Origin of the sequence: Streptomyces sp. NPDC047072, from assembly GCF_040643855.1 — a bacterium.
Classification (GTDB): Bacteria; Actinomycetota; Actinomycetes; order Streptomycetales; family Streptomycetaceae; genus Streptomyces.
Window position 1 is genome coordinate 14,944 of sequence record NZ_JBEYVC010000087.1, and the last position, 26,801, is coordinate 41,744.

The following is a 26,801-nucleotide window of genomic DNA, read 5'->3' on the forward strand; positions in this document are numbered from 1 at the left end:
CCGTGAAGCGATTCACGCACTCGCAGCCGGTGGAGACAGCTGCCGGGCCAGCCATGTCGGGACCCCGCCGAGCAGCCGGTACAACCGCCGTGCCTCCTCGCGCAGTCGGGACGCCTCGGGCTCCACCTCGGCGTCGGCCAGAGATGCGAGGGCCGGTGCCGTGCCGACGAGGTAGCCCAACTCCTCTCGGATGCGCAGGGATTCGGCGAAGCCGTGGCGGGCTTCGGCCAACTCGCCTTCTCGGAGGGCGAGTCCGGCCAGGTGGCGCCAGGTGAAGGAGAGCAGGAGGGGGTCTTCGCCGGCCGTCGCCCCCGCATGTGCCCGGCGATACGCGGCCCTTGCGGCCTGGGGGGCGTGTGCGAGGTTCTCGGCCAGGAGGCCCCTGCGGAAGTCCAGGAGGGCCCTCTGCGGCGCCCCCGGAGGGATCAGCGCGGCGGCGCGGCCGAGGGCGGCGCGCGCTTCGTCGGCTCGGTCGCGGACGCCGTGGAGGGTTGCCGCGTAGGCAAGTTGCCCTCGTTCACAAGCGGCCGCGCCGCGCTCGTCGTCGGTGTGGGCCAGGGCCTCGGCCGTGCGGAGGGCGTCCTCGGCTTCGGGCCAGCCCTGTTCCGTGTAGAGGCAGCGTTCCACCAGGAGCGCTGTGCGTTGGAGGGCCGTCGCGGGGGTGACCGGTTCCAGCAGGGCGGCCGCGTCGGCCCAGCAGGCCCGGGAGCGCAGCCGCCACACCGCGGTCTGGAGTGGATCGTCACCGGCGGTCGTTCCGTTACCAGACATGGCGGTATGCGCCACGTTGCCCTCCCCGAGCACGCCATCGAGCTTTGAGTGGTGGCGGAATCTCAGCACGGATCGCCATGCCCGGCCAAGGGGGTGGGTGAAGGAATTCACAAAGTCGTGGGGTCCGGTACCTTCCTGAGTTTCAGCTCATTCTCAGTGCCAGGAAGAAATCCAGCTTGTCCTCAAGGCGGCTGAGGTCCCGGCTCGTCAACTGCTCGATCCGTCCGACGCGGTAGCGCAGCGTGTTGACGTGCAGGTGGAGACGGGTGGCGCAGCGGGTCCAGGAGCCGTCGCAGTCCAGGAACGCTTCGAGGGTGGGGATCAGTTCGGCGCGGTGGCGGCGGTCGTAGTCGCGCAGGGGGTCCAGGAGGCGGGCCGTGAAGGCTCGCCGTACGTCGTCAGGGACGAAGGGGAGCAGGAGGACGTGAGAGGCCAGTTCCTGGTGGCCTGCCGCGCAGACTCTGCCCGGGCGGGCCGCCGCCACTCTGCGGGCGTGCCGCGCCTCCTCCAGGGCGCCTCTGAGGCCCTCCGCCGAGTGGACCGACGCGCTGACGCCGAGGGTGACCCTGCCGTCGTCGTCCAGGCCCGCGGAGAGGGGGTCCCGGATCGCCTCCAGGAGCGCGTCCGCGAGGATCCCGGTCTCCGAGCCGTCGTGCTCGGTGGACACCGCGGGGAGGGGGACCAGGGCGATCGCCTCGTCCGCCATGTGGGCGACCGCGATGCGGTCCAAGGGTTCCGGGCCGGTGGCCTGCGGGTCGACCAGGATCTCCTCCAGGAGGGACTGGGCCACCGGGCCGTCCTCCAGCTCGGCGCCCTGCCATTCGACCCGGGCGACGACCACCTGCCAGTGCGGGGCGGCGCCGAGGCCGGGCAGGAGGACCGGGGCGGCCACCCTGAGGCGCGCGGCGATCTCCGCGGGGGCCGCGCCCGCCTGGACCAGCTCCAGGACCTCCTGGGCCAGCCGGCGGCGGACCGTACGGGCGGCGTCCCTGCGGTCGCGTTCCACCGCGATCAGCTGGGTGACGCCCTGGAGGAGGTCCAGGCGCTCCTCCGGCCAGTCCCCGGCGTCCGCCTCGACCGCCAGCAGCCACTCCGACAGGACCGTCTCGCGGACGTCCCGGGCGGCCTGCGGGGAGCGGGCCGAGGAGCGGACCGGGAAGAGGGAGTACGTCGACGGGCCGAGCGTGACGCGGTGCGGGCCCCGGCGGCCGGTGCGGGTCGCCGCCAGGTGCTCGGCCGCCAGCTGTGCGCAGACGTCCGCGGGCAGGCCCGGGCCCGCCGTCTTCGGGCCCGCGATCAGGCGACCGGTGGGGGACAGCACCCAGGCGCGCAGGTCCAGGTCGGTGCCCAGCAGGTCCAGGACCACGTCCGGGCCGCCGCCCGCGGGTCCTGACGTCATCATGCGGCGGTGCCGGTCCACCACGGCCGCCAGGTCGCCCGCGCGCTCGCCGGACACCTGGCGTACGACGTGCTCGGTGATCGTCGCGAAGGCCACCGACTCGTCCACCGAGAAGAGCGGGAGGCGGTGCCGGGAGCAGGCCACCACCAGGTCCTCGGGGACGTACCCGAACTCCGCGGTGCCGGACGCCAGCGCGATGACCCCGGCCTGTACGAGGTGTCGTACGAAAGGCTCCGAGTCGGTGGCGTCACGGCGCCAGGCGAGGCCCGTCAGGACCAGTTCGCCGCCCGAGAGATAGCGGCTCGGGTCGCGCAGGTCGGTGGTCATCACCCCGCGCACGGTCCGGTCCAGTTCGTCCTCGCCGCCGAGCAGCCGCAGGCCCAGCGCGTCGGTGTCCAGCAGTGCGCGCAGCCGCATTCTCGTCGCCGCCGTTCTTTGTCTCGAAAACCATGGTGGGAGGGGAGTCGGTGGAGCGGGCCGACTGTGGCCCAGGTCACGTGGGGTGTGCCGCACGTTTCCACTGGAAAACGCAGAGGTTACTGAGGACCTCCGTTCATACGAATCTACAAGATGAGGGTCCCGACCAGCCAACTCCTTCATGGTTTCCGTGACTGACCCCGTCGGAGTACACCGCTGTGTACTGACTCCACTCCGCGTAAACAGCACATGAACGAGCCGGGCCCGCCGCACCCGATCTGGCTCGATCCGTACGATCACGAGACGCAGAAGAGAGCCGGTCATGGACTTCCTTCGCCCCGCCAGCTGGGAGGAGGCGCTCGCCGCGAAAGCCGAGCACCCCACCGCTGTGCCGATTGCGGGTGGCACCGATGTGATGGTCGAGATCAACTTCGACCACCGTCGGCCCGAGTACCTCCTCGACCTCAACCGCATCGGTGACCTCTACGAGTGGGAGGTCGGCGAGGAGAGTGTGCGGCTGGGCGCCTCGGTGCCCTACACGAAGATCATGGAGAACCTGCGCGGCGAGCTGCCGGGGCTCGCGCTCGCCTCGCACACCGTCGCCTCCCCGCAGATCCGCAACCGCGGCGGCGTCGGCGGCAACCTCGGGACCGCCTCTCCCGCCGGTGACGCCCACCCCGCGCTCCTCGCGGCCGGCGCCGAGGTCGAGGTGGAGTCCGTACGGGGCTCGCGGCTCATCCCGATCGACGCCTTCTACACCGGCGTGAAGCGCAACGCGCTGGCGGCCGACGAGCTCATTCGCGCCGTTCATGTGAAGAAGGCCGACGGGCCTCAGCAGTACAGCAAGGTGGGGACCAGGAACGCCATGGTCATCGCCGTGTGCGCCTTCGGGCTCGCTCTCCACCCCGAGACGCGGACCGTGCGGACCGGTATCGGGTCCGCCGCTCCCACGCCCGTCCGGGCCAAGGCCGCCGAGGAGTTCCTGAACGCCGCTCTGGAGGAAGGCGGGTTCTGGGAGAACGGGAAGGTCATCACGCCTTCGGTCGTCAAGCAGTTCGCGGACCTGTGCTCGGCCGCCTGCAACCCGATCGACGACGTCCGGGGGACGGCCAGTTACCGCCGCCACGCCGTCGGGATCATGGCCCGCCGCACGCTGACCTGGACCTGGGAGTCGTACCGCGGCACGGCCGCCCGCACGGAGGGAGTCGCCTGATGCGCGTCAACTTCACTGTCAACGGACGTCCGCAGGAGGCCGACGACGTGTGGGAGGGCGAGTCCCTGCTGTACGTGCTGCGGGAGCGGCTCGGGCTCCCCGGGTCCAAGAACGCCTGCGAGCAGGGCGAGTGCGGGTCGTGTACCGTCCGGCTGGACGGCGTTCCCGTGTGTTCGTGTCTGGTGGCGGCGGGGCAGGTGGAGGGCCGCGAGGTCGTCACCGTCGAGGGGCTCGCCGACTACGCCAAGCACCGCGCGTGTGGACACCGGGCCCCTGAGGGACAGGACTCGCAGACCGGCGAGGGCACCGAACTCTCGCCCATCCAGCAGGCGTTCATCGACGCCGGCGCCGTCCAGTGCGGTTTCTGCACGCCGGGGCTGCTGGTCGCCGCCGACGAGATGCTGGAGCGCACCCCCAACCCGAGCGACGCGGACATCCGCGAGGCGCTCTCGGGCAACCTGTGCCGCTGCACGGGCTACGAGAAGATCATGGACGCGGTCCGCCTCGCGGCCGCCCGGCAGTCCGAGGGGGTCTGAACATGCCCACCAAAGGCACGTCCACCCAAGCCGCGTCCACCAAAGGCGCTCCTACGAAGATCAACCAGGGTTCGCAGACCAAGGGCGGCATCGGCGAGTCCACGCTCCGCCCCGACGGCACCCTGAAGGCCACCGGAGAGTTCGCGTACTCCTCCGACATGTGGCACGAGGACATGCTCTGGGGGCAGATCCTCCGCTCGACCGTCGCGCACGCCGAGATCGTCTCCATCGACACCGGCGAGGCCCTCGCGCTGCCCGGCGTGTACGCCGTCATGACGTACGACGACCTGCCGACCGAGGTGAAGAACTACGGGCTGGAGATCCAGGACACGCCCGTCCTCGCCCACGGCAAGGTCCGCCACCACGGCGAGCCGGTCGCCATCGTCGCAGCCGACCACCCGGAGACGGCCCGCCGCGCCGCCGCCAAGATCAAGGTCGAGTACCGCGAACTCCCCGTCATCACCGACGAGGCCTCCGCGACCGCCCCGGACGCGATCCTCGTCCACGAGGGCCGCGACGACCACCACATCGGGCACGTCCCGCACCCGAACATCGTCCACCGGCAGCCGATCATCCGCGGTGACGTCCAAGAGGCCGCGAAGAAGGCCGACTTCGTCGTCAAGGGCGAGTACACCTTCGGCATGCAGGACCAGGCCTTCCTCGGCCCCGAGTCCGGCCTCGCGGTGCCCGAGGAGGACGGCGGCGTCCACCTCTACGTCGCCACCCAGTGGCTCCACTCCGACCTGCGCCAGATCGCGCCCGTCCTCGGCCTGCCCGAGCGCAAGGTGCGCATGACGCTGTCCGGTGTCGGCGGCGCGTTCGGCGGCCGCGAGGACCTGTCGATGCAGATCCACGCGTGTCTGCTCGCGCTGCGCACCGGCAAGCCCGTCAAGATCGTCTACAACCGCTTCGAGTCCTTCTTCGGGCACGTCCACCGCCACCCCGCGAAGCTGTACTACGAGCACGGGGCCACGGGCGAGGGCAAGTTGACCCACGTGAAGTGCCGGATCGTCCTCGACGGCGGCGCGTACGCCTCCGCCTCCCCGGCGGTCGTCGGCAACGCCTCCTCGCTCGGGATCGGGCCGTACGTCGTCGACGACGTCGAGATCGAGGCCATCGCGCTCTACACCAACAACCCGCCCTGCGGCGCGATGCGCGGCTTCGGCGCGGTCCAGGCGTGCTTCGCCTACGAGGCCCAAATGGACAAGCTGGCCGCGGAGTTGGGCATGGACCCGGTGGAGTTCCGGCAGCTGAACGCCATGGAGCAGGGCACCATCATGCCGACCGGGCAGCCCGTCGACTCGCCCGCCCCGGTCGCCGAACTCCTGCGCCGCGTCAAGGCGATGCCGATGCCTCCGGAGCGCCAGTGGGAGTCGAGCGAGGGCGCGGACGTACGGCAGCTGCCGGGCGGTCTGTCCAACACCACCCACGGCGAAGGCGTCGTACGCGGCATCGGCTACGCGGTCGGCATCAAGAACGTCGGCTTCTCCGAGGGCTTCGACGACTACTCAACCGCCAAGGTGCGCATGGAGGTTGTCGGCGGCGAGCCCGTGGCCACCGTGCACACCGCCATGGCGGAGGTCGGCCAGGGCGGGGTCACCGTCCACGCGCAGATCGCCCGCACCGAACTCGGCGTCAGCCAGGTGACCATCCACCCCGCCGACACCCAGGTGGGCAGCGCCGGTTCGACGTCCGCGTCCCGGCAGACCTACGTCACCGGCGGCGCCGTCAAGAACTCCTGCGAGCTGGTCCGCGAGAAGGTCCTGGAGATCGGGCGCCGCAAGTTCGGCTCCTACCACCCGGCCTGGGCCACCGCCGAACTGCTTCTGGAGGGCGGCAAGGTCGTCACCGACGGCGGTGAGGTCCTCGCGGACCTGGCCGACGTCCTGGAGGACGAGGCCGTCGAGGTCGAGGCGGAGTGGCGGCACCGGCCGACCGAGGCCTTCGACCTGCGCACCGGACAGGGCTTCGGGCACGTCCAGTACTCCTTCGCCGCGCACCGCGCCGTCGTCGAGGTCGACACCGAGCTCGGCCTGGTCAAGGTGATCGAGCTGGCCTGCGCGCAGGACGTCGGCAAGGCGCTCAACCCGCTGTCCGTCGTCGGCCAGATCCAGGGCGGCACGACCCAGGGCCTGGGCGTGGCGGTCATGGAGGAGATCATCGTCGACCCGAAGACGGCGAAGGTGAAGAACCCCTCCTTCACGGACTACCTCATCCCCACGATCCTCGACACGCCGACCATCCCCGTCGACGTGCTCGAACTCGCCGACGACCACGCGCCGTACGGGCTCCGTGGCATCGGCGAGGCACCGACCCTGTCGTCGACTCCCGCGGTCCTCGCGGCGATTCGCGCGGCGACCGGGCTGGAGCTGAACCGCACGCCGGTCCGTCCGGAACATCTGACCGGCACCGTGTGACACACCCCCAGTTCGTCTCGGGCCGTCCCCCGGGTCGTGAAATCCCAACCCCCTTTGAAACTTGGGAGACGGCACCATGACCCAGCAGTCCCTGGAGCCCAGGACCACCGCCGAGGACGCGGGCGCAGGCACCCGCGTCCCGGCCGGCCGGTCCTGGCTCGACCGGTACTTCCACATATCCCGGCGGGGGTCCACCGTCGCCCGCGAACTCCGCGGCGGCGTCACGACCTTCATGGCGATGGCGTACATCCTTCTGCTCAACCCCCTGATCCTGTCCGGCAAGGACGTGGCCGGGGACATGCTCGGCCAGCAGGCGCTGATCACCGCGACCGCGTTCGCGGCGGCCCTCAGCACGCTGCTGATGGGCTTCCTCGGCAGGGTCCCGCTCGCGCTGGCCGCCGGCCTCTCCGTCTCCGGCGTGCTCTCCTCGCAGGTCGTCCCGCAGATGACCTGGCCGCAGGCGATGGGCATGTGCGTGATGTACGGCGTGGTCATCATGCTGCTGGTCGTCACAGGCCTGCGCGAGATGATCATGAACGCGATCCCGCTCGCCCTGAAACACGCGATCACCATGGGCATCGGCCTGTTCGTCGCCCTCATCGGCTTCTACAAGGCCGGCTTCGTCCACCAGGGCAAGGCGACCCCGGTGACGCTCGGTCCGACGGGCGAACTCGCGGGCTGGCCCGTCCTGTTGTTCGCCGTCACCCTCCTCGCGATCTTCATGCTCCAGGCCCGGGGAGTCCCCGGCGCGATCCTGATCGGCATCCTCGGCGGGACCGTACTGGCCGTTGTTCTCAACGCAGTTGGTGCCGTGGACCCGAAGCAGTGGGCGAGCGGCGCACCCGAACTGCACGGCAGCGCGGTGTCGATGCCGGACTTCTCGCTCTTCGGGAAGGTCGAGTTCGGCGGCTGGGGCGAGGTCGGCGCGATGACGGTCGGCATGATCGTGTTCACGCTGGTGCTCGCCGGGTTCTTCGACGCGATGGCCACCATCATCGGCGTCGGCACCGAGGCCAAGCTCGCCGACGACCAGGGCCGGATGCCGGGCCTGTCCAAGGCGCTGTTCATCGACGGCGCGGGCGGCGCGATCGGCGGGGTGGCGGGGGCCTCCGGCCAGACCGTGTTCGTCGAGTCGGCCACCGGGGTCGGCGAGGGCGCCCGCACCGGGCTGTCCTCGGTCGTCACCGGGCTGTTCTTCGCCGCCTGTCTCTTCTTCACCCCGCTCACGGCGATCGTGCCGGGCGAGGTCGCGGCCGCCGCCCTGGTGGTGATCGGCGCCATGATGATGACCAACGCCCGCCATGTCGACTGGGCCGACCGCGCCACCGCGATCCCGGTCTTCCTGACCGTCGTGATCATGCCCTTCACGTACTCCATCACCGCGGGCGTCGCCGCCGGCGTGATCTCGTACGTCGCCATCAAGACCGCCCAGGGCAGGGCGCGGGAGATCGGGGCCTTCATGTGGGCCCTCACGGCGATCTTCCTCGTCTACTTCGCCCTCAACCCGATCGAGAGCTGGCTGGGCGTTCACTAGCCCGTCCACTCAACTGCCGTAAGGAGACCGAGAGATGCTGGACATCGCCGAAGAGCTGCACCGGTGGGTCGAGCAGGGACGCGACTTCGCCGTGGCCACCGTCGTGGCCGTCGGCGGCAGCGCCCCCCGCCAGCCCGGTGCCGCCCTCGCGGTGGACGCCGACGGCACGGCGATCGGCTCGGTCTCCGGCGGCTGCGTCGAGGGCGCGGTGTACGAACTGTGCCAACAGGCCCTGGAAGACGGGGAGTCGGTCCTCGAACGCTTCGGCTACAGCGACGATGACGCCTTCGCCGTCGGCCTCACCTGCGGCGGCATCATCGACATCCTGGTCACTCCGGTCCGGGCGGGCGACCTCGTCCGTACGACGGTCAGGGGCGCCCTCGAAGCCGCCGCGCGCGGCGAGGCGGCCGCCCTGGCGCGGGTGGTGTCGGGGCCGGCGGAGCTGGTCGGGCGGGCGCTGGTGGTCCGGCCCGGTGACGCGGGGGACGGCGGCTCTGGCGGGCGCGGTGGCATGGGCAGGGACGGTGGTCTCGGCCGGGAGGGCGGCTCCGGCCCGGGCGGTGGCATCGGCGGTTTCGGCTGGGACGGCGGCCTCGGCGGCCACCCCGAACTGGACCGCACGGTCGCGGCGGAGGCCGGTGCCTTCCTGGACGCCGGCCGCACCGGCACCCTGGAGATCGGCGAGCAGGGCTCCCGCTGCGGGGCCCCGCTCACCGTGCTGGTCGAGTCGTCCGTCCCGCCGCCCCGCATGATCGTCTTCGGTGCGATCGACTTCGCCTCGGCGCTGGTCCGCATCGGTAAGTTCCTCGGCTACCACGTCACGGTGTGCGACGCCCGCCCGGTCTTCGCCACGCAGGCCCGCTTCCCGGACGCCGACGAGATCGTCGTCGACTGGCCGCACCGCTACCTGGAGCGCACTCACGTCGACGCCCGGACCGTCCTGTGCGTCCTCACCCACGACGCCAAGTTCGACGTACCGCTCCTCCAGCTGGCCCTGCGTCTGCCGGTGGCGTACGTCGGCGCGATGGGCTCCCGCCGCACCCACCTCGACCGCAACGAGCGGCTGCGCGAAGTGGGCGTCACCGAGCTGGAGTTGGCCCGTCTCAGGTCCCCGATCGGCCTCGACCTAGGCGCCCGCACCCCCGAGGAGACGGCCCTGTCGATCGCCTCGGAGATCGTCGCCAACCGGCGCGGCGGCAGCGGCCTCTCCCTGACCGGAGCGCACACGCCGATCCATCACGACGGCACAGCGGCGACGGCCCGGCGGATCGGGTCGGTGGCCTGAACTCCCCGTATCCGGGGGCCCGTTCAGCCGACCGCGGGCTGGTCCGGCCACGTGAACGCGTACGCCGGGTCGCCGCCCCGGCTGATCCGTACGAACCGCAGCAGCTCGCGCACGATCCCCGCGCCGCCCTGCGCCCAGCCGGTGCGGGGTTCGAGGTCGCTGGGAGTGGCCCGGTGCTCGACGTTGGACCAGCGGGCGCCGTCGGCGTCCCGGACCGCGCGGGCGGCGAGGTCCGCGACCAGGACCTCGGCGAGGTCGCGCGCCTCCCGCCCCTCCGCGAGCCGGTCACAGGCGAGGGCGAGGACACCCGAAGTGCCGCAGCAGCGGCCGTTGTTGTCCCAGAACCCGGGGCGCAGCCGCCGCGGGACACCGGAGTGGGTGACCGTGTGCCAGCAGCGGTCGGCGAGGACCGCCCACGCGGGGTCGCCGTCGAGATCGCGCAGTAGCCGGAACACCTGGGCGTCACCGGCCGGTCCGTGGCACCAGCCGTAGCTGACGGGCTGGATCACGTCCGGGCGGTACTGCGGGGTCGAGTGCAGCACCAGGAACCCGTCGGGCCTGTCCTGGTCGCGGCCCACGGTGTCCGCGGCGCCCCGCAGCGCGAGGTCCACCAGGTCGGGACGGCCGGTCGCGTGGCCCACCCGGGCCAGCGCGTAGGCCATGCCGAGGGCGCCGTGCGAGATGTGGTGCAGACGGGACTCGACGCCTTCGCGATGGGCCCACGTCACGCCGTACGGGGTCTGCTCGGCCCACTCCAGGAACGGCTCCAGCGCCAGTACGGCGAGATCGGCGTCCCCCACCAACAGGGCGCCGAGGCCGATGCCCGCGTTGCCGCCCATCAGGTCGGAGAACTCGTTCCAGCGCCGCCCGTCGAAGCGGGTCCGCACGCCTTCGAGCACGCGGTCGGCCGCGGCGCCGGACGCGGTGTCGCCGAGGCTCTCCTGAACGGCCCGCAGGACGAGGGCCATACCGGTCCGGCCGAAGTACAGGGAGTCGTGTGCTTCGTCCGAGGCGGCGACGGAACGGGCCGCGCGAGAGGCGAGGTCCGCGTACATGTCGTCCCCGAAGTGCCGCCAGGCTTCCAGGAGTACGGCGATGACGCCGGCCGTGCCGCTGTACAGGGTCGGGTCGGTCGTGTCCGCGGAGGGTGTGGCGGGCCACCCGAGCCCTCCGTCCTCCGACTCCCGCGCGGTGGAGATCAACCACCGCAGCCCGTCCGCCGCGAGCTCCTCGACCTGGTCCGTCCGCACCGTCGTACCCTCAACTGCCGTCATGGCGACCACTGTTGCATGACCGGGTAAGGACGCCACCGGAGCCCTGCGGCTTCGCCGGTCACGGCTTCCGCAGCAGCGCGTTCAACCCCCGCCCGAACACCGACCGTGCCACCGCCCCCACCACCGGGTCGAACGCCCCCGGCAGCAGCCGGATCCGCAGTTCCTCCTGCCAGACCACCCGGGCCCGGCCGCCCGGGCCGGGGTGCACCTCCAGCTCCGCCCAGCCCCGCACCACCCGGCCCCGCTTCTCCAGCCGGCACAGGCCGGGTTCGCCGTCGGCCGGCGGGCGCCAGGCCGTGACCTCCATGGGGTCGTCGAAGGAGAGCGGGCCGATCCCCGAGCGGGCGACGACGACCGTGCCGACGGCCGTCGGGCCGGGCGGCCGGACCCTGATCCGGGTCAGCGGGACGACCTCGCCATGGCGGGACCAGGTCGTCAGACGGCGCCAGGCCTCGTCCTGGGAGAGCGGGGCCGTGCGTTCGAGGAGGAAGGTGACCACGAGGTGATCTTAGGGAATCCGCACTGTTCACAGGGCCCTTCACAGCGGTCTCACATCGTTGGGGCAGCGCCGGGTGAGCGGGAAGGCGTACGGGGGAAGGTGGCCCACAGGCTGACGTGTCTACGCATGTACACGCGTGCACCCGTACGGCACCATGAGCGCGACCCGCACCACCGGCCGCAAGGGGGGCGTCTCGTGGACAGCGAACGGCAGGGCAGGCTCGACGCGTTGCAGAGCGACCCGTACCCGCACTACGAACGGGCCCGCGGGACCGACGGCCTGGTGCACCTCCCCGAGCTGGACGCCTGGCTGGTCGCCCGGGACGCCGACGTACGCGAAGTGCTGCGCCGCCCCGAGGACTTCTCGTCGGCGAACACCCTCGTGCCCGACGTCCTGCCGACGCCCGCCGCGCTCGCCGTCCTGGGCGGCGGGTTCGGCGGCCGCCCGGTCGTTCTCACCACCGACGGCGATCCGCACCAGCACTTACGTGCGCCGATCGTGCGCGGGCTCTCCCCGTCCCGGGTCGCCGCCGTCCTCCCGTACGCCGCCGAGCGCGCCGCCGCCCTGGTCGACGGGTTCGCCAAGGACGGCCGGGTCGAGCTGATGTCCGCCTACGCGCGACGGCTGCCCGGCGAGGTCATCGGGCGGATCGTCGGCCTGGACCCCGCCGACGTCCCGCTCGCCGTGCACGGCGGACACCGCGCCGAGGAACTGCTGTTCCGGCCGCTGGCGGAGGCCGAGCAGATCGCCGCCGCCGAGGACGTCGTGGCGACGCAGCACCTCCTGGACCGGTATGTGCGCGAGCGGCACGCCGAACCGCGCGAGGACCTGTGCACCCAGCTCGTCGCCGACCTCGCGTCCCCCGGCGAGCTGACCCTGGAGGACCGGCACGCCCTCGTCTCCCACCTCCAGAACCTGCTGATCGCCGGGCATCTGACCACCACCGCGCTGATCGGCACGACCGTCCTGCACCTGCTGCGCCACCCGGACCAGTGGGCGCTGCTGTGCGCCGAACCGGAGCGGATCCCGGCCGCCGTCGAGGAGGTCGCCCGCTACGACGGCGCCATCCAGGGATTCCGCCGCGTCACCACCCGGCCGCTCACCCTCGCGGGCACCGAACTCCCGCCCGGAGCCGCCGTGTTCGTGGCCTTCGGGAGCGCCAACCGGGACGGGGAGCGGCATCCGCGCCCCGACGCGTTCGACATCACCCGCCCGCCGGGCCGCCACCTCGCCTTCGGTCTCGGCGTGCACAGTTGCCCCGGCTCCCAGCTGGCCCGCGAACAACTCCGTCTGACACTCCAGGAGTTGACCAGCCGCCTGCCGGGGCTGCGGCTGGCCGAGGATCAGCCGGTCACCATGCGCCCGACGATGATCCACCGCTCGCCGCAGCAGTTGCACCTGACCTGGTAGATCGTGCTCTCACGGCATGGACCGCCCCTGCGGGGTACCCGTGCCCGAGAGCCACGCCAGAGCCAGGAGGTGTCTCATGACCCGCGTGCGTGCCGTGCTGTTCGACCGCGACGGCACCCTCGTCGAGGACGTCCCGGACAACGCCGACCCGGAGCGGGTGCGCCCGGTCGCCGGTGCCCGCGAGGCCCTCGGCATGCTCCGGCTGGGCGGTGTCCGCACCGGCTTCCTCACCCGGCAGCCCGGCATCGCGCGCGGCCGGCTCACCGACGCCGACGTACGGGCCGTGGACCGCCGGGTCGACGAACTCCTCGGCCCCTTCGACGTCCGCGGGGTGTGTCCGCACGCGCCCGAGGACGGCTGTCACTGCCGGCCGCCCGAGCCGGGGCTCCTCCTGTGGGCCGTGGGACGCCTGTGCACCCCGCCCGACCGGTGCGCGGTCGTCGGTGGGACCCTGGCGGACACCGAGGCCGCGCACCGGGCGGGCGCGCACGGGATCCTCGTACCGGACGGGCGGACCGGGCCGGAGGAGACGGCACGGGCCGACCATGTGGCGCCGGACCTGCGCACCGCCGTACGCGCGCTGCTCGCCGGGACGCCGACGGGGCGGGTGCTGGTGGACGAGGGGCCGATCAGGTCGGCGTACAAGCAGGGGCCGCGATGACGGGGCTCACGGCTCGGACCACCGGCACAGCAGCCGGAACCCCGCGAACAGCGTCAGCGGCCACACCCCGGCGAAGGTCCAGATCACGGCGGGGTCGGAGGTGCGGATCCCGATCACCATGAGGGTGATCGACACCGCGAGGAGGACCGCCGCGGTCAGTGGGTGCGGTCGGTAGCCGGCCACCCGCGCGACCGGACCGGAGAGATCGGGACGCCTGCGCACCTTGAGTGTGCGCAACCGCCGGTCAAGGCGGCGGTCGCGGCGCAGGGCGCGTTCCATGTCGTCGAGGATGCGCTGCTCGTGATCGGGAAGTCGCCCTGTCGTCACCGTCGCTCCTCGCGCACTCCTGCCGGATCCGGAACTCCCTCTCCGGGTGCCCGCAGCCCGGCGGACCAATCACGGCCCGCCGGGCAGGGGGTGTCACTGGGCGTAGAAGGTCGCGTCCCCCCGGTCGGTCGCCGTGCTCGGGATCTGGACGTACAGCAGGTAGTTGTAATGCCTGACGTAGCGGCCGGGGTAGTTGTACGACTCGTACGAGACCCCCGCCGAGTCGGCGAGCCCCGCGCGCTGGTGGAAGCTGGCGTCGGCGGCGAAGGCCGTCGTGCCGTCGTTCTTCTCCACCCACACCTCGAAGTTCTTGTGCCGCAGGTAGTAGCCGGGGAAGTCGGCCGACTCCAGGGAGACCGTGCCGCTGCCCGCGAGACCGGTGACGACCCGGAACTGCGAGTCGGCGAGCGGCGAGACGTTCGCCTCGATCTTCGCCCGGTACTCCCAGTGCCGGATGAACCGGTCCGCGAAGTTGTACGAGGACAGGCGCTGGGGCGTGACGCCGTCGGCGACCGGGATGCCGAAGTCGGGGGTGCCGTCGGCCTTCCAGTAGACCTTCTGCACACGGGTACGGCGGTTGGGGTCGTTGAGCGGGTCGCCGCTGATGTCCTTGTAGCTACGGTCGTGGTAGACGAGGATGTCCGACTTGCCGTCCTCGGACGTGGTGAAGGAGTTGTGGCCCGGCCCGTACTGCGAGGTCGCGGCGCTGGACTGGAACACCGGGACCGAACTCTTCGTCCAGGAAGCCGGGTTGGTGAGGTCGGCCGTCGCGGACGCGGTGAGCATGCCCAGGCAGTAGTTGGCGTCCGTGGCGCTCGCCGAGTACGTCATGAAGACCTTGTCGCCGTGCTGGATCAGCGCCGGGCCCTCGTTGACCTTGTACCCGATCGTCTCCCAGGACAGCGTCGGCTGGGACAGCTCGGCCGGAGTCCCGCTGATGGTCCAGGGGTTGGCCAACTTGGCTATGAACAGGCTGGTGTTGTTGTCCTCGGCCGGGTTGCGCTGGGCCCACGCGAGGTAGCGCACGCCGTTCACGACGAAGGTCGTCGCGTCCAGCGAGAAGCTCTCCCAGGTGGTCTTGATCTGGCCCTTCTCGGTCCAGGTGGCGGTCAACGGGTTGGCGCCGGTGCCCTCCAGGACGTACATCCGGATCGCCCACACGTCACTCGTCGACCCGGCGGCGAAGTACACGTACCACTTGCCGTCGATGAAGTGGATCTCCGGCGCCCAGATGTGCGCGCCCATGACCCCGCTGGAGTGCTTGGTCCAGATCGTGGTCTCGGCGGCCGTCGACAGGCCCTGGATGGTGGTCGCCCGGCGCAGCACGATCCGGTCGTACTCGGGGACGGTCGCCGTGAAGTAGTAGTAGCCGTCGGTGTGTCTGAAGATGTGCGGGTCGGCCCGCTTCTCCGCGATCGGGTTGGTGTAGGTCACGGCGGGGGAGTCGGGCACGGCGGCGTGCGCGGGGATGCCGACGCCGATCAGGACGGCGGTGAGAAGGGCCGTCAGCAGCCGAACGGCTATACGTCTCAAGGGAGTTCTCCGAGTTCGAGGGGTCCGGTCACGTCGTCGGTACGAGGCGCCACTGCTGGCAGGTGTTGTTCAGCCAGGTCCACTGCCGTACGTCGGTGCCGTTCGCGGTCCCGCAGTCGGCCGCGTCGGCGACCTTGCCGGTGGACTCGTTGACGATCCGCACGTAGTCGCCGGTGGCGGTGAACACCAGCCGGAAACGCTGGCACTTGTTGTCGAGCCAGGACCACTGGCGGATGTCGGCGCCGTCCGCGGCCGAGCAGTCGGCGACGTCGGCCACCTTGCCGGTCGCCACGTTCACCAGCCGGCTGGTGTCGTCGCCGAGGTCCTCGACCTTCCACTTCTGGTTGGTCCCGCCGTTGCAGGTCCACTGGAGGATGTTGGCGCCGTCGGCCGTCGAACCGCCGTTCACGTCAAGGCACTTGCCGCTGTTGCGGTTGACGATCGTGTACGACGTCGGCGTGGCCGCTGTCTCGCCGGACGGGCCGGGGAGGGTGGTGCCGAGGGCGACCGGGGTCCCGAAGTCCGGAGTGCCGTCGGCGTTCCAGGTGAACTCCTGGGCGCGGGTGGTCCGTCCGTTGCCGCAGCCGCCGCTCGCGGACGCATTGGCGTGGTAGACGATCCAGTTCTCGGTGCCGTCCGGCGAGGTGAAGAAGCCGTTGTGGCCCGGCCCGTACACGCCGTTGGCGTCACTGCGCTGGAAGACCGGCGTCTGCTTCTTGGTCCAGGACGCGGGGCTCAGTGGGTCGGAGCCGGTCAACTCCAGTTGGCCCAGCTTGTAGTCGGCGGTCTGGCAGTAGCTCGCCGAGTAGGTGAGGAAGGTCCGGCCGCCGTGATACAGCGGCTCCGGGCCCTCGTTGACCGGGGCGCCGGACTTCTCCCAGTCCAGCGTCGGACCGGAGATGACGGTGAACGTACTGCTCGCGAGCGTGTACGGGTTGCTCATCGGCGCGATGACCAGGCTCTGCGCACTGCCGCCGACGAACCCGCTGCCGACCAGGTACAGCCCGCCGTTGTGCTGGAGCACGCTCGCGTCGATCAGCCAGCCGCCCGGCGTGAGGTCAGATCCGGTGAGCGTGTTCTTGTAGGTGTACGGGCCAAGCGGGTCGGTCCCGGCGCTCTCCAGGACATGGGTGCGCTGCGAGTCGCAGCAGGCCACACCACCCTGGCCGGCCGAGTAGTAGACGTACCAGTGCCCGCCCAGGAAGTGCATCTCCGGGGCCCAGATGTTGGTGTTGCGGGTCGCCGTGGTGTCCGACCACACCTGCACGCTGGGCGCGGTGGCCAGGCCCGCGAGGGTCGGCGACTTCCGGATGCCGAGGATGCCCGTGAACGTGGTCGTGATCAGGTAGTAGTTGCCGTCGTAGTACTCCAGCCAGGGATCCGCGCCCTTGGCGGACTTCAGCGGGTTGGTGTACGGGCGGCCGTCGGCGGCGGAGGCCGATGAGGTTCCCGACACCAGGGCGAGCAGCAGAGCGAGCACGCAGACGAGCAGCCGACGCATCCCGGACCGTCCTGTCCTGTTCGTTATTTCGAACGAGGTTCGTAACTTCGGTCAGAAGGTAAGGGCAAGTCATGCCCGCGTCAACGCTTCCGTCACGTGGATGTAAACACGCGGACTCAGGTGAACGTCAGTGACACCGGGCCGAGGAGGCCGAAGTGCGCCTCCACCTTCTGGCCCGCCGTGACGAAGGGGGCGGTGGTCATCGCGCCGGGCAGCACCACGTGCCCAGGCTCCAGGGCGCCGCCGAAGTCGGCGAGGGTGCGGGCGAGCCAGGCCACGGCGGCGGCCGGGTGGCCCAGTACCTCCGCGCCGCTCCCGGAGGCGACGCGCTCCCCGTCGACGACCAGGTCGACGGGGACGGCTGCGAGGTCGGGCAGCTGTGCGAGCGGGGTCCACGGGCCGCAGGCCAGCCCCGCCGAACTCGCGTTGTCGGCGACCGTGTCGACGAGCGTGATCCGCCAGTCCCGGATCCGGCTGTCGACGATCTCCAGCGCGGGCGCCACCGCGTCGGTGGCCGCGAGGACGTCCTCGACGGTGACGTCGGGACCGGACAGCGGCCGCGCGAGCCGGAAGCAGATCTCGGGCTCGACGCGCGGCGCGCAGTACCGGGCGACGCGGACGGCGGCCCCGTCGCGGTGGACCATGTCGTCGAGCAGATGTCCGAAGTCGGGCTCGTCGACGCCGAGCAGGCGCTGCATCGCGGCCGAGGTCAGGCCCACCTTGTGGCCGATGACGGTGGCCCCGTCGGCCACCCGCCAGGAGACGTTGTCCCGCTGTACGGCATAGGCGCCGGCGAGGTCCAGTCCGGGCAACAGGGCGGAGAGCGGGCCGACCGGCGTCGCGCGGTGCTCGGCCTCCCGCAGCAGCCGGGCGGCCTCCTCGCGCTGTACGTAGGTCAGGCTCATCCGGTGCTCCTCGCCGCCGCACCGGCCGCCCTGGCCGCCTTGACGTAGTGATCGTTCCAATTGGAGTAGAGGCTACAGCAGAGAGGCGGCCCGGCACCCACTGGGCGTAGGCGCCGGGCCGCGTGCGCGCGTCAGCCCGCGAGCAGTTTCTTCATCTCGGCGATCTCCGCCGTCTGTGTGGTCACGATGGCGTCGGCCATCGTCTTGGCGTCCTCGGAGGCGCCCTTGTCCTTCTCGGTCGTCGCCATCTCGACGGCGCCCTCGTGGTGCTCGACCATCATGGTCAGGAACATGGTGTCGAACTCCTTGCCGGAGGCCTTCTCCAGCTTCGCCATGTCGTCGGGGGACATCATCCCGGCCATGCCGGCCATCCCGGAGTGGTCCATGCCGGGCATCGACTCGGGGACCTTCGCGCCCCAGGACTTCAGCCAGCCGGTCATGGTGGTGATCTCCGGGCCCTGCGCCTTCTCGACGCGCGCGGCGAGGTCCTTGACCTCGGCGGAGGACGCCCGGCCGGCGGCGAGCTTCGCCATCTCCACGGCCTGCTGGTGGTGCGGGATCATGCCCTGCGCGAAGGAGACGTCTTGCTCGTTGTGGGCCGCGGCCGACGCCTCGGCGGACACGGAGGGCGACGAGGCGGCGGAACCGCTGTCGCTGTCGTCGCCGTTGTCACCGCCGCAGGCCGCGAGGGTGAGTGCGGCACCGACGGCCACCGCCGCGAGACAGGCGCGACGGGTCAGGGTACGGGTGGTGCGCATGCTGGAACTCCTGTGCTGTGAAAGGGATCTGGACGCGACGGAGCACGTCGTGTCTAGATCCGCAGCAGTTGGAGTTCCGCGAGGGAGGGTGGTGCGCGGGCGCCGTCCTGACCGGCCGCCGTCTGGGCACACAGGGCATCGGGTCGTACGACGGCCGCCGACGGGTCGGAGCCGAGCGCGGGCAGCGCGGGCGCGCCCCCGACGGAGGCCGACGCGCAGGTGACGTCGGCGTGGCGCATGTGTCCCGAGCCGCAGTCGTCGTGACAGTCCTGGTCGGCGCTGACGGCGGCGACGGCCACGCGGGCGGAGGTCTCGTGATGGCTGGAGAGCCCGCCGACGGGGGCCAGGGCGTGCATGCCCAACAGCCCGACGAGCAGCCCGAGCACGCACAGCGCGCGCCACGAGGGCGTTCGCGTGCGGAACTGCGTCGGGCCGGTCATCGGGATTCATCCTAGAGGGCTGCTGTGGCAGGGCTGTGCGCCGGGTCGTACGGGATGAGGTACGGCCCCGACGCGGTGCCCGTTCACGGAGTCACCCGCTACGCCGTCGCCTCCGCCGCGGCCCGCCCCGCCTGCCGCCCGGAGAACAGGCACCCGCCGAGGAACGTCCCCTCCAGCGACCGATACCCGTGCACCCCGCCACCCCCGAACCCGGCGACCTCCCCGGCCGCGTAAAGACCGGGAACCGGCGACCCGTCGGCCCCCAACACCCGCCCGGACAGGTCGGTTTGTAGCCCGCCGAGCGTCTTGCGGGTGAGGACGTTGAGGCGTACGGCGATCAGCGGCCCCGCGGACGAGTCCAGGATCCGGTGGATGGACGCCGTACGACTGAGCGTGTCGCCCGGGTAGTTGAGGGCGTTGCGGATGCCCATCACCTGGACGTCCTTGGTGTACGAGTTGGTGATCTCCCGGTCCCGCGCCTCGATCTGCCGCTTGAGATCGGCGAGTTCGATCAGGTTGTCCCCGGTGAGCTTGTTCATCCCGGCCACCAGGTCGGTCAGCGTCGTCGCGACGACGAAGTCCTCCCCCTTGTTCTTGAACCGCTCGATCGGCTCCGGGGTCTGCCAGATGCGGGTGAGCAGCTGCCAGATGTTCTTGTTGGTGAGGTCCGGGTTCTGCTCGGACCCGGAGAGCGCGAACTCCTTCGCGATGATCTTCTGGGTCGTGACGAACCACGAGTAGTCGTACCCGGAGTCGACGATGGTCTTGAGGGTGTGCAGGGTGTCGTATCCCGGGATGTCCGGTGTGTCGAAGCGGCGCCCCTTCGCGTCGAACCACATCGAGGACGGCCCGGGCAGGATGCGGATACCGTGCCCCGGCCAGATCGGGTCGTAGTTGCGGAGCCCCTCCGTGTAGTGCCACATGCGGTCCGGGTTGACGATCCGCCCGCCCGCCTTCTCGGTGATCGCGAGCATGCGGCCGTCGACGTGCGCGGGGACGCCGGTCACCATGAACCCGGGCGGAGTGCCCATCCGCGCGGGCCAGTTCCGGCGTACGAGATCGTGGTTGGCGCCGATACCGCCCGAGGTGACGACGACCACCGGCGCGCGCAGCTCGAAGTCGCCGACGACGGTACGGGAGCTGGGCTTGCCGCGGGCCGCGTCGCTGGGCTCCAGGACCGCGCCGCGCACCCCGGTCACCACCCCGCCGGTCGTCACCAACTCGTCCACGCGGTGGCGGAACTTGAAGGTGACGAGCTTGCTCGCGACGGCTGTCCGGACCTTCTTCTCGAACGGCTCGACCACGGCAGGGCCGGTGCCCCAGGTGACGTGGAAGCGCGGTACGGAGTTGCCGTGGCCGGTCGCGAGGCCGCCGCCGCGCTCCGCCCAGCCGACGATCGGGAACCACTGCATGCCGAGCCCGGCGAGCCAGGAGCGCTTCTCGCCGGAGGCGAACTCCACGTACGCCTTGGCCCACTTGGCGGCCCAGTAGTCCTGTCCGGCGGGGTCGTCGACGCCCCGGTCGAAGCCGGCGGTGCCCTGCCAGTCCTGCCAGGCCAGGTCGTAGGTGTCCTGGACGCCCATCAGCCGCTGTTCGTCGGAGTTGACGAAGAACAGTCCGCCGAAGGACCAGAAGGCCTGGCCGCCCAGGCTCGCCTCGGGCTCCTGGTCGAGGAGGAGCACCTTGCGCCCCGCGGCGGCGAGTTCCGCGGTGGCGACGAGTCCGGCGAGTCCGTGGCCCACGACGATCGCGTCGGCGTCCTGGGACTCGGCCGCGGCGGCGGGGAAGCCGTGCGCGGTGAGGGCGGTGGCCGCGGCCACCCCGCCGGCCACGGTCAGGGCGTGACGGCGGGTGACGCCGTTGACGGCTGCGGGCGTGTCCATGGAGCGCCTCCGGGGCAGGTGACACGGGAAAGTCAAGAGAGGGCAAAGGGTGTTGCTGCGCCAACTGCGCTGTTACCGTCGGTAGCCCACAGGAAACCAGCACGTCATGCCGGAGCGGTAGTGGCCGGGCGTCAACACGGGCCCGGAGACGTTGTGGCCCGCAGACAGTGTGGTCCCAGGCCATGTGGTCCGGGGACATGTGCGCTGCGGCCATGTGGCCGGGCGACATGTGGTCCGGGGCCGTGTGGTTCGGAGACAGTGCGGGAGGTGCGCATGACCGTGGTCCACGGACCCGAGCCGGTCGTCGGGGTCCTGCTGGACATGGCCGGCGACACCGACGTGTGCGGCGAGCTCGTCCGCGCCGCCCGCACCCGCTCCCCGGAACTGGCCCGCATCGGCGAGGCCGAGACCCGCTCGCACGTGGTCGCCCTGATCCGGGCCGCCGGACCCTGGCTGACCGCGCTCGGCCGCGCCGAGGACGTGGACGAACAGGACTTCGGCGCCGCCCTGTTGCTCGGCGCGGACCGCGCGGTGCAGGGCATCGCCGTCACCTCCGTCCTCCAGGGCGTCCAGGCGGGGCTCACCCGCGCGGTGGAGATCGCCGTCGACCGCTGCCGCGACGCCGGGGTCCCGGACGCCGTGCTGCTCTCGGTCGTGCTGCGCATGAAGGAGTACGGCGACGCGGTCGAACGGCATGTCGTCAACGGCTACCGGGCGGCCGAGCAGGAGACGCCCCGGGAGGCGGGCGCGGTGCGCGGACGTCTGCTCAGGCAGCTGCTCCTGGACGGAGTGGTCCCGCCCGCCGAGGAGTTGGCGCGCGCGGGCATCCGTCCGGGCGCCGCCGGCCTGCACCACTGTTTCGCCGCGACCGCCGCCCACCCGCACGCCCTGCCCGTCTCCGCCCTCCTCGACGGCCATGTGGCCGGAGTCGCCCCGCGTCCTCCGGACCCCGAGGAGATCCCGCCGGGCGCCCTGGTCGTCGTGGCCCCGGCCGCCCCCGCGGGCGAACTGCGCGCGCTGTACCGGCTGTGCGCCCGCGCGGTCGAGGTGGGCGGACCCGCCGGACGGACCGGCCTGTACGACCTCACGGACCTCGCGGCCGAGGTGGCGCTCGCCGAACAACCGCTCCTCGGCGCGCACTTGAGCCGCCGCCTGCTCGGTTCCCTGGACCCCGCCGACGACTTCCACCGCCAACTCGCCCTCACCGCCCGCACGTTCCTGGACCAGGGCCGCCGCCTCGACCAGACGGCCGCGGCCCTGTTCACCCACCCCAACACGATCCGCTACCGCCTCGGCCGACTCCAGCAGATCACGGGCTGGGCCCTCACCGATCAACGATCGGGCCCGGTACGGACACTTCAGTGGTGGTGGGCGCTGGAGACATGGCTGGGACGGGACGCCTGAGGGACGGGGACCGGCATCGGGGGCGCTTTGTCGGCGGCGACACGTGCAACCCCCGTAGGGGCGCGGGGAACTGCGCGACCAGCCCCCACCGGCCCGCACCCGCCCATGCGCCGCAGGCACCCGCCCCCGCCCCCGCCCATGCGCCGCAGGCAGCGGCGTAGGTTCTCCTGGAGGCCGTCGAGGGGCGACCGGCCGGGAAGGATCGCGTGGACACCGAGAGTCGAGCACGGGCGCAGCGCTTCGCCGACCTGCATCGGGAGGGCTGTTTCCTGCTCCCCAACGCCTGGGACGTGGGCAGCGCCCGCATCCTCGCGGCGGCCGGATTCCCCGCCGTGGCCACCACCAGCGCGGGCGTGGCCTTCTCCCTCGGCCGCCCCGACCACGACTGGTTCGCCGAGCAGCCGTCCGAGGACCGCGTCGACCGCGCCACCATGCTGGGCCGCGTGCGCGAGATCGCGGCCGGGATCGACGTACCGCTGAGCGCCGACCTGGAGGACGGGTGGGGCGAGGCGCCGGAGACCGTGGCGGAGACGATCTCGCTGGCCCTCGCCGCCGGGGCCGCGGGCGGCAACATCGAGGACTTCACCGGCGACCGTGCCCGTCCGCTCTACGACGAGAAGCTCGCCGTCGACCGTGTCCGCGCGGCCCGGGAGACGCTGAGCGCCGCCGGTGAGCCCTTCGTCCTGGTCGGCCGTACCGATGTGCTGCTCGTCGGCGGCCCGCTCGACGAGGCCGTGCGACGGGCCAACGCGTATCTGGAGGCGGGCGCGGACTGCGCGTTCGTGCCGGGGGCGGCCGACGCGGAGACCATCGGGACGCTGGTCCGCGAAATCGACGGCCCGCTCAACGTGGTCATGGGCCTGACCGGCAACGCGCTCTCCCTGGACGACCTGCGTGAACTGGGCGTCCGGCGAGTCACGGTCGGCGGCAGCATCGCCCGCGCGATGTACCGCCATCTGCTGTCCGCGGCACGGGAGTTGGCGGACCTCGGCACCTTCTCGTACGCGGCCGACCAGCTCTCCCAGAACGAACTCAACGGCATTTTCCGCAGTTAGGAGGGTGTGGGCGTCGGCGTGAGCACGCAGCTCGGTGCCTCGGGGGCGTCCTCGGCGTGCCGGGTCAGACCGCAGACCGTGCGCAGGGCCACCTTCCAGGAGCCGTCCTGGAGCACGGCCGCGCCCGGCCCGCCGGTGTCCAACGGCCGTTCGTCACGGGTGAGTTCGTAGGTCACGTCCGCGCGCAGGTCCGAGGTGTACGACACGGCGGTCACCTCGGCGCGCAGCTTGCGTCCGGACGGGTCGCGGAAGAGGTTGTCGATCATCAGGGAGTTCTCGGCGCCGTCCTCGACGACGTCACTGCGCTCCTCCGAGGAGGACTGCGGATCGAAGAGGACCCGCCACGCCTCCCTGATGTCCCGCTCGGCGGACTCCGGGTCCTCGGGTGCCGTGGCGGTCGGTGTCGGCGAGGCGGAGAGCGACGGGGACGCGTCCGTCGCCGCGCTCCGCGAACCGGTGACGGAGGGCGACGCCGACGGACTCGTACCGCCGTCACCGCCCCCGTCGCCGTCACACGCTCCGGTGAGGACCAGGGCGGCCACCGCGACCACCGCCGCCCAGGTCCCGTGCCGTGCAGGAGGGTTCGCACAGGTCATGGCACTCCATCTCCGGGTACACCGTGGGGCTGGCCTACCCGGAGCGGGGGGATTCATCCGGAGCACGGGGGAATTCGCGGACGCGGAGCCGAAGGGGCGGGCCGACGCGATGTCCGGCCCCGCCCCGGCTGCTCGGCCGACGCCCGCCGGACTGCCTCCGGTCGATCCGGCCCGGCCTCGGCGCGGACATCACGTACGGCGCCAAGCTCTGGATCCAGCCGAGGGCGGCCCGCCCACTCCTCCGGCGCGTGCTCCTGCTTCAGTGGCTCCTCCTTCCGCGCCTACTCCTGCTTCTGCGGCTCCTCCTCCGCCGCCTGTGCCGGCGTCGCCCCCCTGCGCCGTACCGCGAAAGCCACCGCCCCCGCCGCCACCAGCACCGCCGCGACGATGCCGGTCCAGGCTGCGGCGGACAGGCCGCCCTCGTCGTCCTTCTCGGTGTCCGCGGCCTGCGGGGAGGTCGACGGGGCCGTCTCCTCGGGCGAGGGTGTGGGCGTCGGGGTCGGGGTCGGTGTGGGCGTCGCCGTGGGGGAGGGGCTGAGCGGCTTCGCGCCCGGGGCCGCCGCCTTGAGCGCCAGCGTCGGCGCCGGGGTGTCGCTCTTCTCGTCCAGCTCGATCCAGCGGTCGACATGCCCGTCGCCGTAGGTCTGGAGCGTCTTGAAGGCGACCTCCTTCGCGTCCGGCAACTGCCGTACGACCACGGAGTACTCGGCGCTCGCGCCGGTCTTCAGCTCCGGCCCCCCGACGGTGTAGCCGTCGGCGCTCGCGGTGAACTTCCAGCCCTCGGGGCCCTTGCCGTAGGCCACGTCGGCGGGGGCGATGCCCTCGGGCAGGACCACGCGGACCTGCGTGATCCCGGAGGTGTCGGACTCGGCCTCGGCGTGGAACGACACGGTGACGTTCTCGGCGAGCGCCTGCGGCTTGTCGGCCTCGACCTCGGTGTGCGCGGCGGCCGGTACCGCGGTGAGCAGGACGGCGGTCGCGGCCGTGGCGGCGGCGACCGACAGACGGGTCAGGGTGGTGCGGGACATGGCTGTCTCCAGACAGGGCGGTTCGGCGGGACGAGGGTCCCGATGAGGTCAGACGGCGAGAGCTGCGCTCGTCGCCGGCGGACCCCGCCGTACCACCGCGTGCGCCAGCAACGGCCGTACCGGAGGCGGCCGTTCGCCGTCGGAAGGGACGAACAGCGGTGCCTGGAAGGCTTCGAGAGCCGCAGTCCGGGTCAACAGCGGCCGTACGGCGGCCAGAAGATCCCGTACGGCGTCCAGCGCCGCCGTCACCCCGCGGGCCAGCGTCCAGCAGGCCGTGTCCGCGCGGTGCAGCAGGACCGCGACCAGGGCGGCGACCAGCGCGTGGCCCGCCGTCATGGCCAGGGAGCCGTGCAGCCGGGCATGCCAGGCCAGATGGGACTCGTGGAGGTGGCCGCCGTGGTGGGCCATGACCGGGGTGGACGGGTGCGAGGTCAGCGTCAGCCACAGGTGCAGCCCGGACTGTCCCGCGACACTGCACGCGACGACCGTGGCCAGACCGCGCGGTCTGCGCACCCCGACCAGACCGACTCCGAAGAGCACGCCCGCCGCGGCCGCGCCCGGTGCCCACGGCACCGGCCCCTCGGCGAGCAGATGGTGGGCGCTCACCCCGAGCACCGTGCCGACGACGGCGAACACCGCGGCCCGCAGAACGGGCAGGGGCGCACGGGACGTCGTGACGGGCTGGTACATGGCCCGCTCATCATGGGGCATCGCACGCCCCCGCGGCAGCCGAAGCCCCGGACTGCCGCTGTCGGCTGCGCCACGCGCTCCCTTGCGGGAGTCGGCGGGGGTCAGCGGGAGCCGGCGCCCGGCTGCTCGGCGGCCGGCGGGACGACCTCGCCCTGGATCACCGGGCGCGGACCGGGGTCGTCCTGGGCCGCACGGGCCTCCGCCTTGAGGATCCGCGCCGACTTGCCCGCCGAACGGGCCAGGTTGGGAAGCTTCTTGGCGGCGAGGACGGCTATGACGACGACCAGGATGATCGCGAGCTCGCTCAGTCCGAACATGTCAGGGCCCTCCGGCAGACGACGACGCGAGCCGAATCTACACCATTGTAGATATAGGGTGGGAGGGCGTCCGCGACGAGGCGGCGGAAGGGAGAGTGGGCATGACGGACCACCGGCGGCCCCGGCGGCGGGGACAGGGCGAGCTGGAGGTGCAGGTCCTGTCGGCCCTGCGGGACGCGGACGGACCGGCGACCGCGGGCTGGGTCCAGGAACGCCTCGGCGCCGGCCTCGCCTATACGACGGTCATCACGATCCTGACCCGGCTGCTGGCCAAGGGCGTGGTGACCCGGGAGCGCTCGGGCCGCTCCTTCGTGTGGACCCCGGTCGCCGACGAGGCCGGGCTCGCCGCGCACCGCATGCGGCGCCTCCTCGACGGCGAGAACGACCGCGAGGCGGTGCTGGCCAGCTTCGTCACCTCGCTCGACGCGGACGACGAGAAGCTGCTGCGGGAACTGCTGGGGCAGACCCCTGAAAGGGAAGACTGAGGCCTCATGGGGGTGTTCGTCTTTCTGCCGCTGGTCCTGCCGCTGACGGCCTGGCCGATCGCGCGGCTCGCCGAGCAGCATCTGCATCCGCGCGTCGCCACCCGGCTGCTGACCGGCGTGGCCGGGGTGATGGCCCTGTGCAGCACGGTCTGCCTCGGCCTGCTCATGGTCGTCGGCACCGCGCAGCTGCCCGGCAACCCGCTGCCCGACGGCTGGTCCGACCCGGAGGTCCGGGAGGCCGTGCCGTACGACGAGGTGGCCGGCACGGCGGCGATCCCGGCGCTGCTGGCGGTCGCCGCGGTGTGCGGGCGCGCGCTGTGGCGGCACGCGCGCGTGCGGCGCCGGGCGCACCGGGCCCTCGCCGGGCTGCGCAACCTCATCGGCAACACCTTGCACCTGCTGTTCACGGACGACCACTACACGACCAACGGCCTCCTGGACAAGGCGATCGAGGACACGCTCT

General features: G+C 72.0%; 25 protein-coding genes and 1 pseudogene. 11 read left to right on the forward strand and 15 right to left on the reverse strand.

Going from position 1 to position 26,801, the window contains the following annotated elements:
• Positions 1-12: 12 nt before the first annotated feature.
• Together ABZ896_RS30690 and ABZ896_RS30695 are read right to left on the reverse strand one after the other, a co-directional pair.
• Positions 13-786 carry a hypothetical protein gene (locus ABZ896_RS30690; RefSeq protein WP_360936217.1) on the reverse strand — a complete coding sequence of 258 codons (774 nt, stop codon included), beginning with the start codon at positions 784-786 and terminating at the stop codon, positions 13-15.
• A gap of 127 nt (positions 787-913) precedes the next feature.
• Entirely contained in the window at positions 914-2,587 is a 1,674-nt protein-coding gene (locus tag ABZ896_RS30695; protein WP_360936219.1) for a PucR family transcriptional regulator ligand-binding domain-containing protein, read from the reverse strand.
• A gap of 322 nt (positions 2,588-2,909) precedes the next feature.
• Between ABZ896_RS30695 and ABZ896_RS30700 the strand changes: the two genes are divergently transcribed.
• The 5 genes from ABZ896_RS30700 to ABZ896_RS30720 all read left to right on the forward strand — a co-directional run bounded on the left by ABZ896_RS30700 (position 2,910) and on the right by ABZ896_RS30720 (position 9,572).
• On the forward strand, positions 2,910-3,800 hold the full coding sequence (locus ABZ896_RS30700) for a xanthine dehydrogenase family protein subunit M (RefSeq protein WP_360936221.1): 891 nt from the start codon (positions 2,910-2,912) through the stop codon (positions 3,798-3,800).
• Positions 3,800-4,336 (forward strand): (2Fe-2S)-binding protein, encoded by a 537-nt coding sequence (locus ABZ896_RS30705; RefSeq protein WP_360936223.1) that lies wholly within the window; start codon positions 3,800-3,802, stop codon positions 4,334-4,336. Before ABZ896_RS30700 ends, ABZ896_RS30705 begins: the two co-directional genes overlap by 1 nt.
• Before the next feature lie 2 nt (positions 4,337-4,338).
• Positions 4,339-6,753, forward strand: coding sequence for a molybdopterin cofactor-binding domain-containing protein (locus ABZ896_RS30710; RefSeq protein WP_360936225.1), 2,415 nt, complete (start codon positions 4,339-4,341; stop codon positions 6,751-6,753).
• Positions 6,754-6,829: 76 nt separating this feature from the next.
• Positions 6,830-8,287 (forward strand): NCS2 family permease, encoded by a 1,458-nt coding sequence (locus ABZ896_RS30715; RefSeq protein WP_360936227.1) that lies wholly within the window; start codon positions 6,830-6,832, stop codon positions 8,285-8,287.
• A 34-nt stretch (positions 8,288-8,321) separates the two neighbouring features.
• Entirely contained in the window at positions 8,322-9,572 is a 1,251-nt protein-coding gene (locus ABZ896_RS30720; RefSeq protein ID WP_360936229.1) for an XdhC/CoxI family protein, read from the forward strand.
• Positions 9,573-9,595: 23 nt separating this feature from the next.
• Here the strand turns inward: ABZ896_RS30720 and ABZ896_RS30725 are convergent, their stop codons facing one another.
• Together ABZ896_RS30725 and ABZ896_RS30730 are read right to left on the reverse strand one after the other, a co-directional pair.
• On the reverse strand, positions 9,596-10,846 hold the full coding sequence (locus tag ABZ896_RS30725; protein WP_360936231.1) for a lanthionine synthetase LanC family protein: 1,251 nt from the start codon (positions 10,844-10,846) through the stop codon (positions 9,596-9,598).
• 58 nt (positions 10,847-10,904) lie between these two features.
• The gene (locus ABZ896_RS30730; protein ID WP_360936233.1) at positions 10,905-11,345 is read right to left on the reverse strand and encodes an SRPBCC family protein; all 441 of its coding nucleotides are present in this window, start codon (positions 11,343-11,345) and stop codon (positions 10,905-10,907) included.
• A 195-nt stretch (positions 11,346-11,540) separates the two neighbouring features.
• Here ABZ896_RS30730 and ABZ896_RS30735 point away from each other — a divergent pair, with 195 nt between their 5' ends.
• Positions 11,541-12,755 carry a cytochrome P450 gene (locus ABZ896_RS30735; RefSeq protein WP_360936235.1) on the forward strand — a complete coding sequence of 405 codons (1,215 nt, stop codon included), beginning with the start codon at positions 11,541-11,543 and terminating at the stop codon, positions 12,753-12,755.
• A 76-nt stretch (positions 12,756-12,831) separates the two neighbouring features.
• A complete protein-coding gene (locus ABZ896_RS30740; RefSeq protein ID WP_360936237.1) occupies positions 12,832-13,416 on the forward strand; it encodes an HAD-IIIA family hydrolase in 585 nt (194 codons plus the stop codon).
• A 6-nt stretch (positions 13,417-13,422) separates the two neighbouring features.
• On the opposite strand, the gene ABZ896_RS30745 is transcribed toward ABZ896_RS30740, so the two are convergent.
• The 7 genes from ABZ896_RS30745 to ABZ896_RS30775 form a co-directional block, all read right to left on the reverse strand.
• Positions 13,423-13,743, reverse strand: a complete 321-nt coding sequence (locus ABZ896_RS30745; RefSeq protein ID WP_360936239.1) for a DUF3040 domain-containing protein — start codon at positions 13,741-13,743, stop codon at positions 13,423-13,425.
• 93 nt (positions 13,744-13,836) lie between these two features.
• Entirely contained in the window at positions 13,837-15,276 is a 1,440-nt protein-coding gene (locus ABZ896_RS30750; RefSeq protein WP_360936242.1) for a family 43 glycosylhydrolase, read from the reverse strand.
• A 28-nt stretch (positions 15,277-15,304) separates the two neighbouring features.
• On the reverse strand, positions 15,305-16,777 hold the full coding sequence (locus tag ABZ896_RS30755) for a family 43 glycosylhydrolase (protein WP_360936244.1): 1,473 nt from the start codon (positions 16,775-16,777) through the stop codon (positions 15,305-15,307).
• A 116-nt stretch (positions 16,778-16,893) separates the two neighbouring features.
• Positions 16,894-17,682: a fumarylacetoacetate hydrolase family protein gene (locus ABZ896_RS30760; protein ID WP_360936245.1), complete on the reverse strand. Its 789-nt coding sequence runs from the start codon at positions 17,680-17,682 to the stop codon at positions 16,894-16,896.
• 131 nt (positions 17,683-17,813) lie between these two features.
• Positions 17,814-18,440 carry a DUF305 domain-containing protein gene (locus tag ABZ896_RS30765; protein ID WP_360936247.1) on the reverse strand — a complete coding sequence of 209 codons (627 nt, stop codon included), beginning with the start codon at positions 18,438-18,440 and terminating at the stop codon, positions 17,814-17,816.
• Between the two features lie 53 nt (positions 18,441-18,493).
• Positions 18,494-18,880 (reverse strand): DUF6153 family protein, encoded by a 387-nt coding sequence (locus ABZ896_RS30770; protein ID WP_360936249.1) that lies wholly within the window; start codon positions 18,878-18,880, stop codon positions 18,494-18,496.
• A 98-nt stretch (positions 18,881-18,978) separates the two neighbouring features.
• Positions 18,979-20,763: an FAD-binding dehydrogenase gene (locus ABZ896_RS30775; RefSeq protein WP_360936251.1), complete on the reverse strand. Its 1,785-nt coding sequence runs from the start codon at positions 20,761-20,763 to the stop codon at positions 18,979-18,981.
• 273 nt (positions 20,764-21,036) lie between these two features.
• Between ABZ896_RS30775 and ABZ896_RS30780 the strand changes: the two genes are divergently transcribed.
• Together ABZ896_RS30780 and ABZ896_RS30785 are read left to right on the forward strand one after the other, a co-directional pair.
• Positions 21,037-22,167 (forward strand): helix-turn-helix domain-containing protein, encoded by a 1,131-nt coding sequence (locus ABZ896_RS30780; protein WP_360936253.1) that lies wholly within the window; start codon positions 21,037-21,039, stop codon positions 22,165-22,167.
• 206 nt (positions 22,168-22,373) lie between these two features.
• Positions 22,374-23,222, forward strand: coding sequence for an isocitrate lyase/phosphoenolpyruvate mutase family protein (locus ABZ896_RS30785; protein ID WP_360936255.1), 849 nt, complete (start codon positions 22,374-22,376; stop codon positions 23,220-23,222).
• On the opposite strand, the gene ABZ896_RS30790 is transcribed toward ABZ896_RS30785, so the two are convergent.
• The 4 genes from ABZ896_RS30790 to ABZ896_RS30805 all read right to left on the reverse strand — a co-directional run bounded on the left by ABZ896_RS30790 (position 23,219) and on the right by ABZ896_RS30805 (position 25,853).
• Entirely contained in the window at positions 23,219-23,818 is a 600-nt protein-coding gene (locus ABZ896_RS30790; protein WP_360936256.1) for a hypothetical protein, read from the reverse strand. The genes ABZ896_RS30785 and ABZ896_RS30790 overlap by 4 nt on opposite strands.
• Positions 23,819-24,099: 281 nt before the next feature.
• On the reverse strand, positions 24,100-24,846 hold the full coding sequence (locus ABZ896_RS30795; protein WP_360936258.1) for a DUF1775 domain-containing protein: 747 nt from the start codon (positions 24,844-24,846) through the stop codon (positions 24,100-24,102).
• Between the two features lie 48 nt (positions 24,847-24,894).
• Complete coding sequence (locus ABZ896_RS30800; RefSeq protein WP_360936260.1) at positions 24,895-25,536, reverse strand: hypothetical protein; 642 nt, start codon at positions 25,534-25,536, stop codon at positions 24,895-24,897.
• Between the two features lie 101 nt (positions 25,537-25,637).
• Positions 25,638-25,853, reverse strand: a complete 216-nt coding sequence (locus tag ABZ896_RS30805) for a twin-arginine translocase TatA/TatE family subunit (protein ID WP_360936262.1) — start codon at positions 25,851-25,853, stop codon at positions 25,638-25,640.
• Between the two features lie 101 nt (positions 25,854-25,954).
• On the opposite strand from ABZ896_RS30805, the gene ABZ896_RS30810 reads away from it, so the two are divergent.
• Together ABZ896_RS30810 and ABZ896_RS30815 are read left to right on the forward strand one after the other, a co-directional pair.
• The gene (locus ABZ896_RS30810; RefSeq protein ID WP_360936264.1) at positions 25,955-26,338 is read left to right on the forward strand and encodes a BlaI/MecI/CopY family transcriptional regulator; all 384 of its coding nucleotides are present in this window, start codon (positions 25,955-25,957) and stop codon (positions 26,336-26,338) included.
• Positions 26,339-26,344: 6 nt separating this feature from the next.
• Positions 26,345-26,801, forward strand: a pseudogene (locus ABZ896_RS30815) (hypothetical protein); the annotation flags it as partial.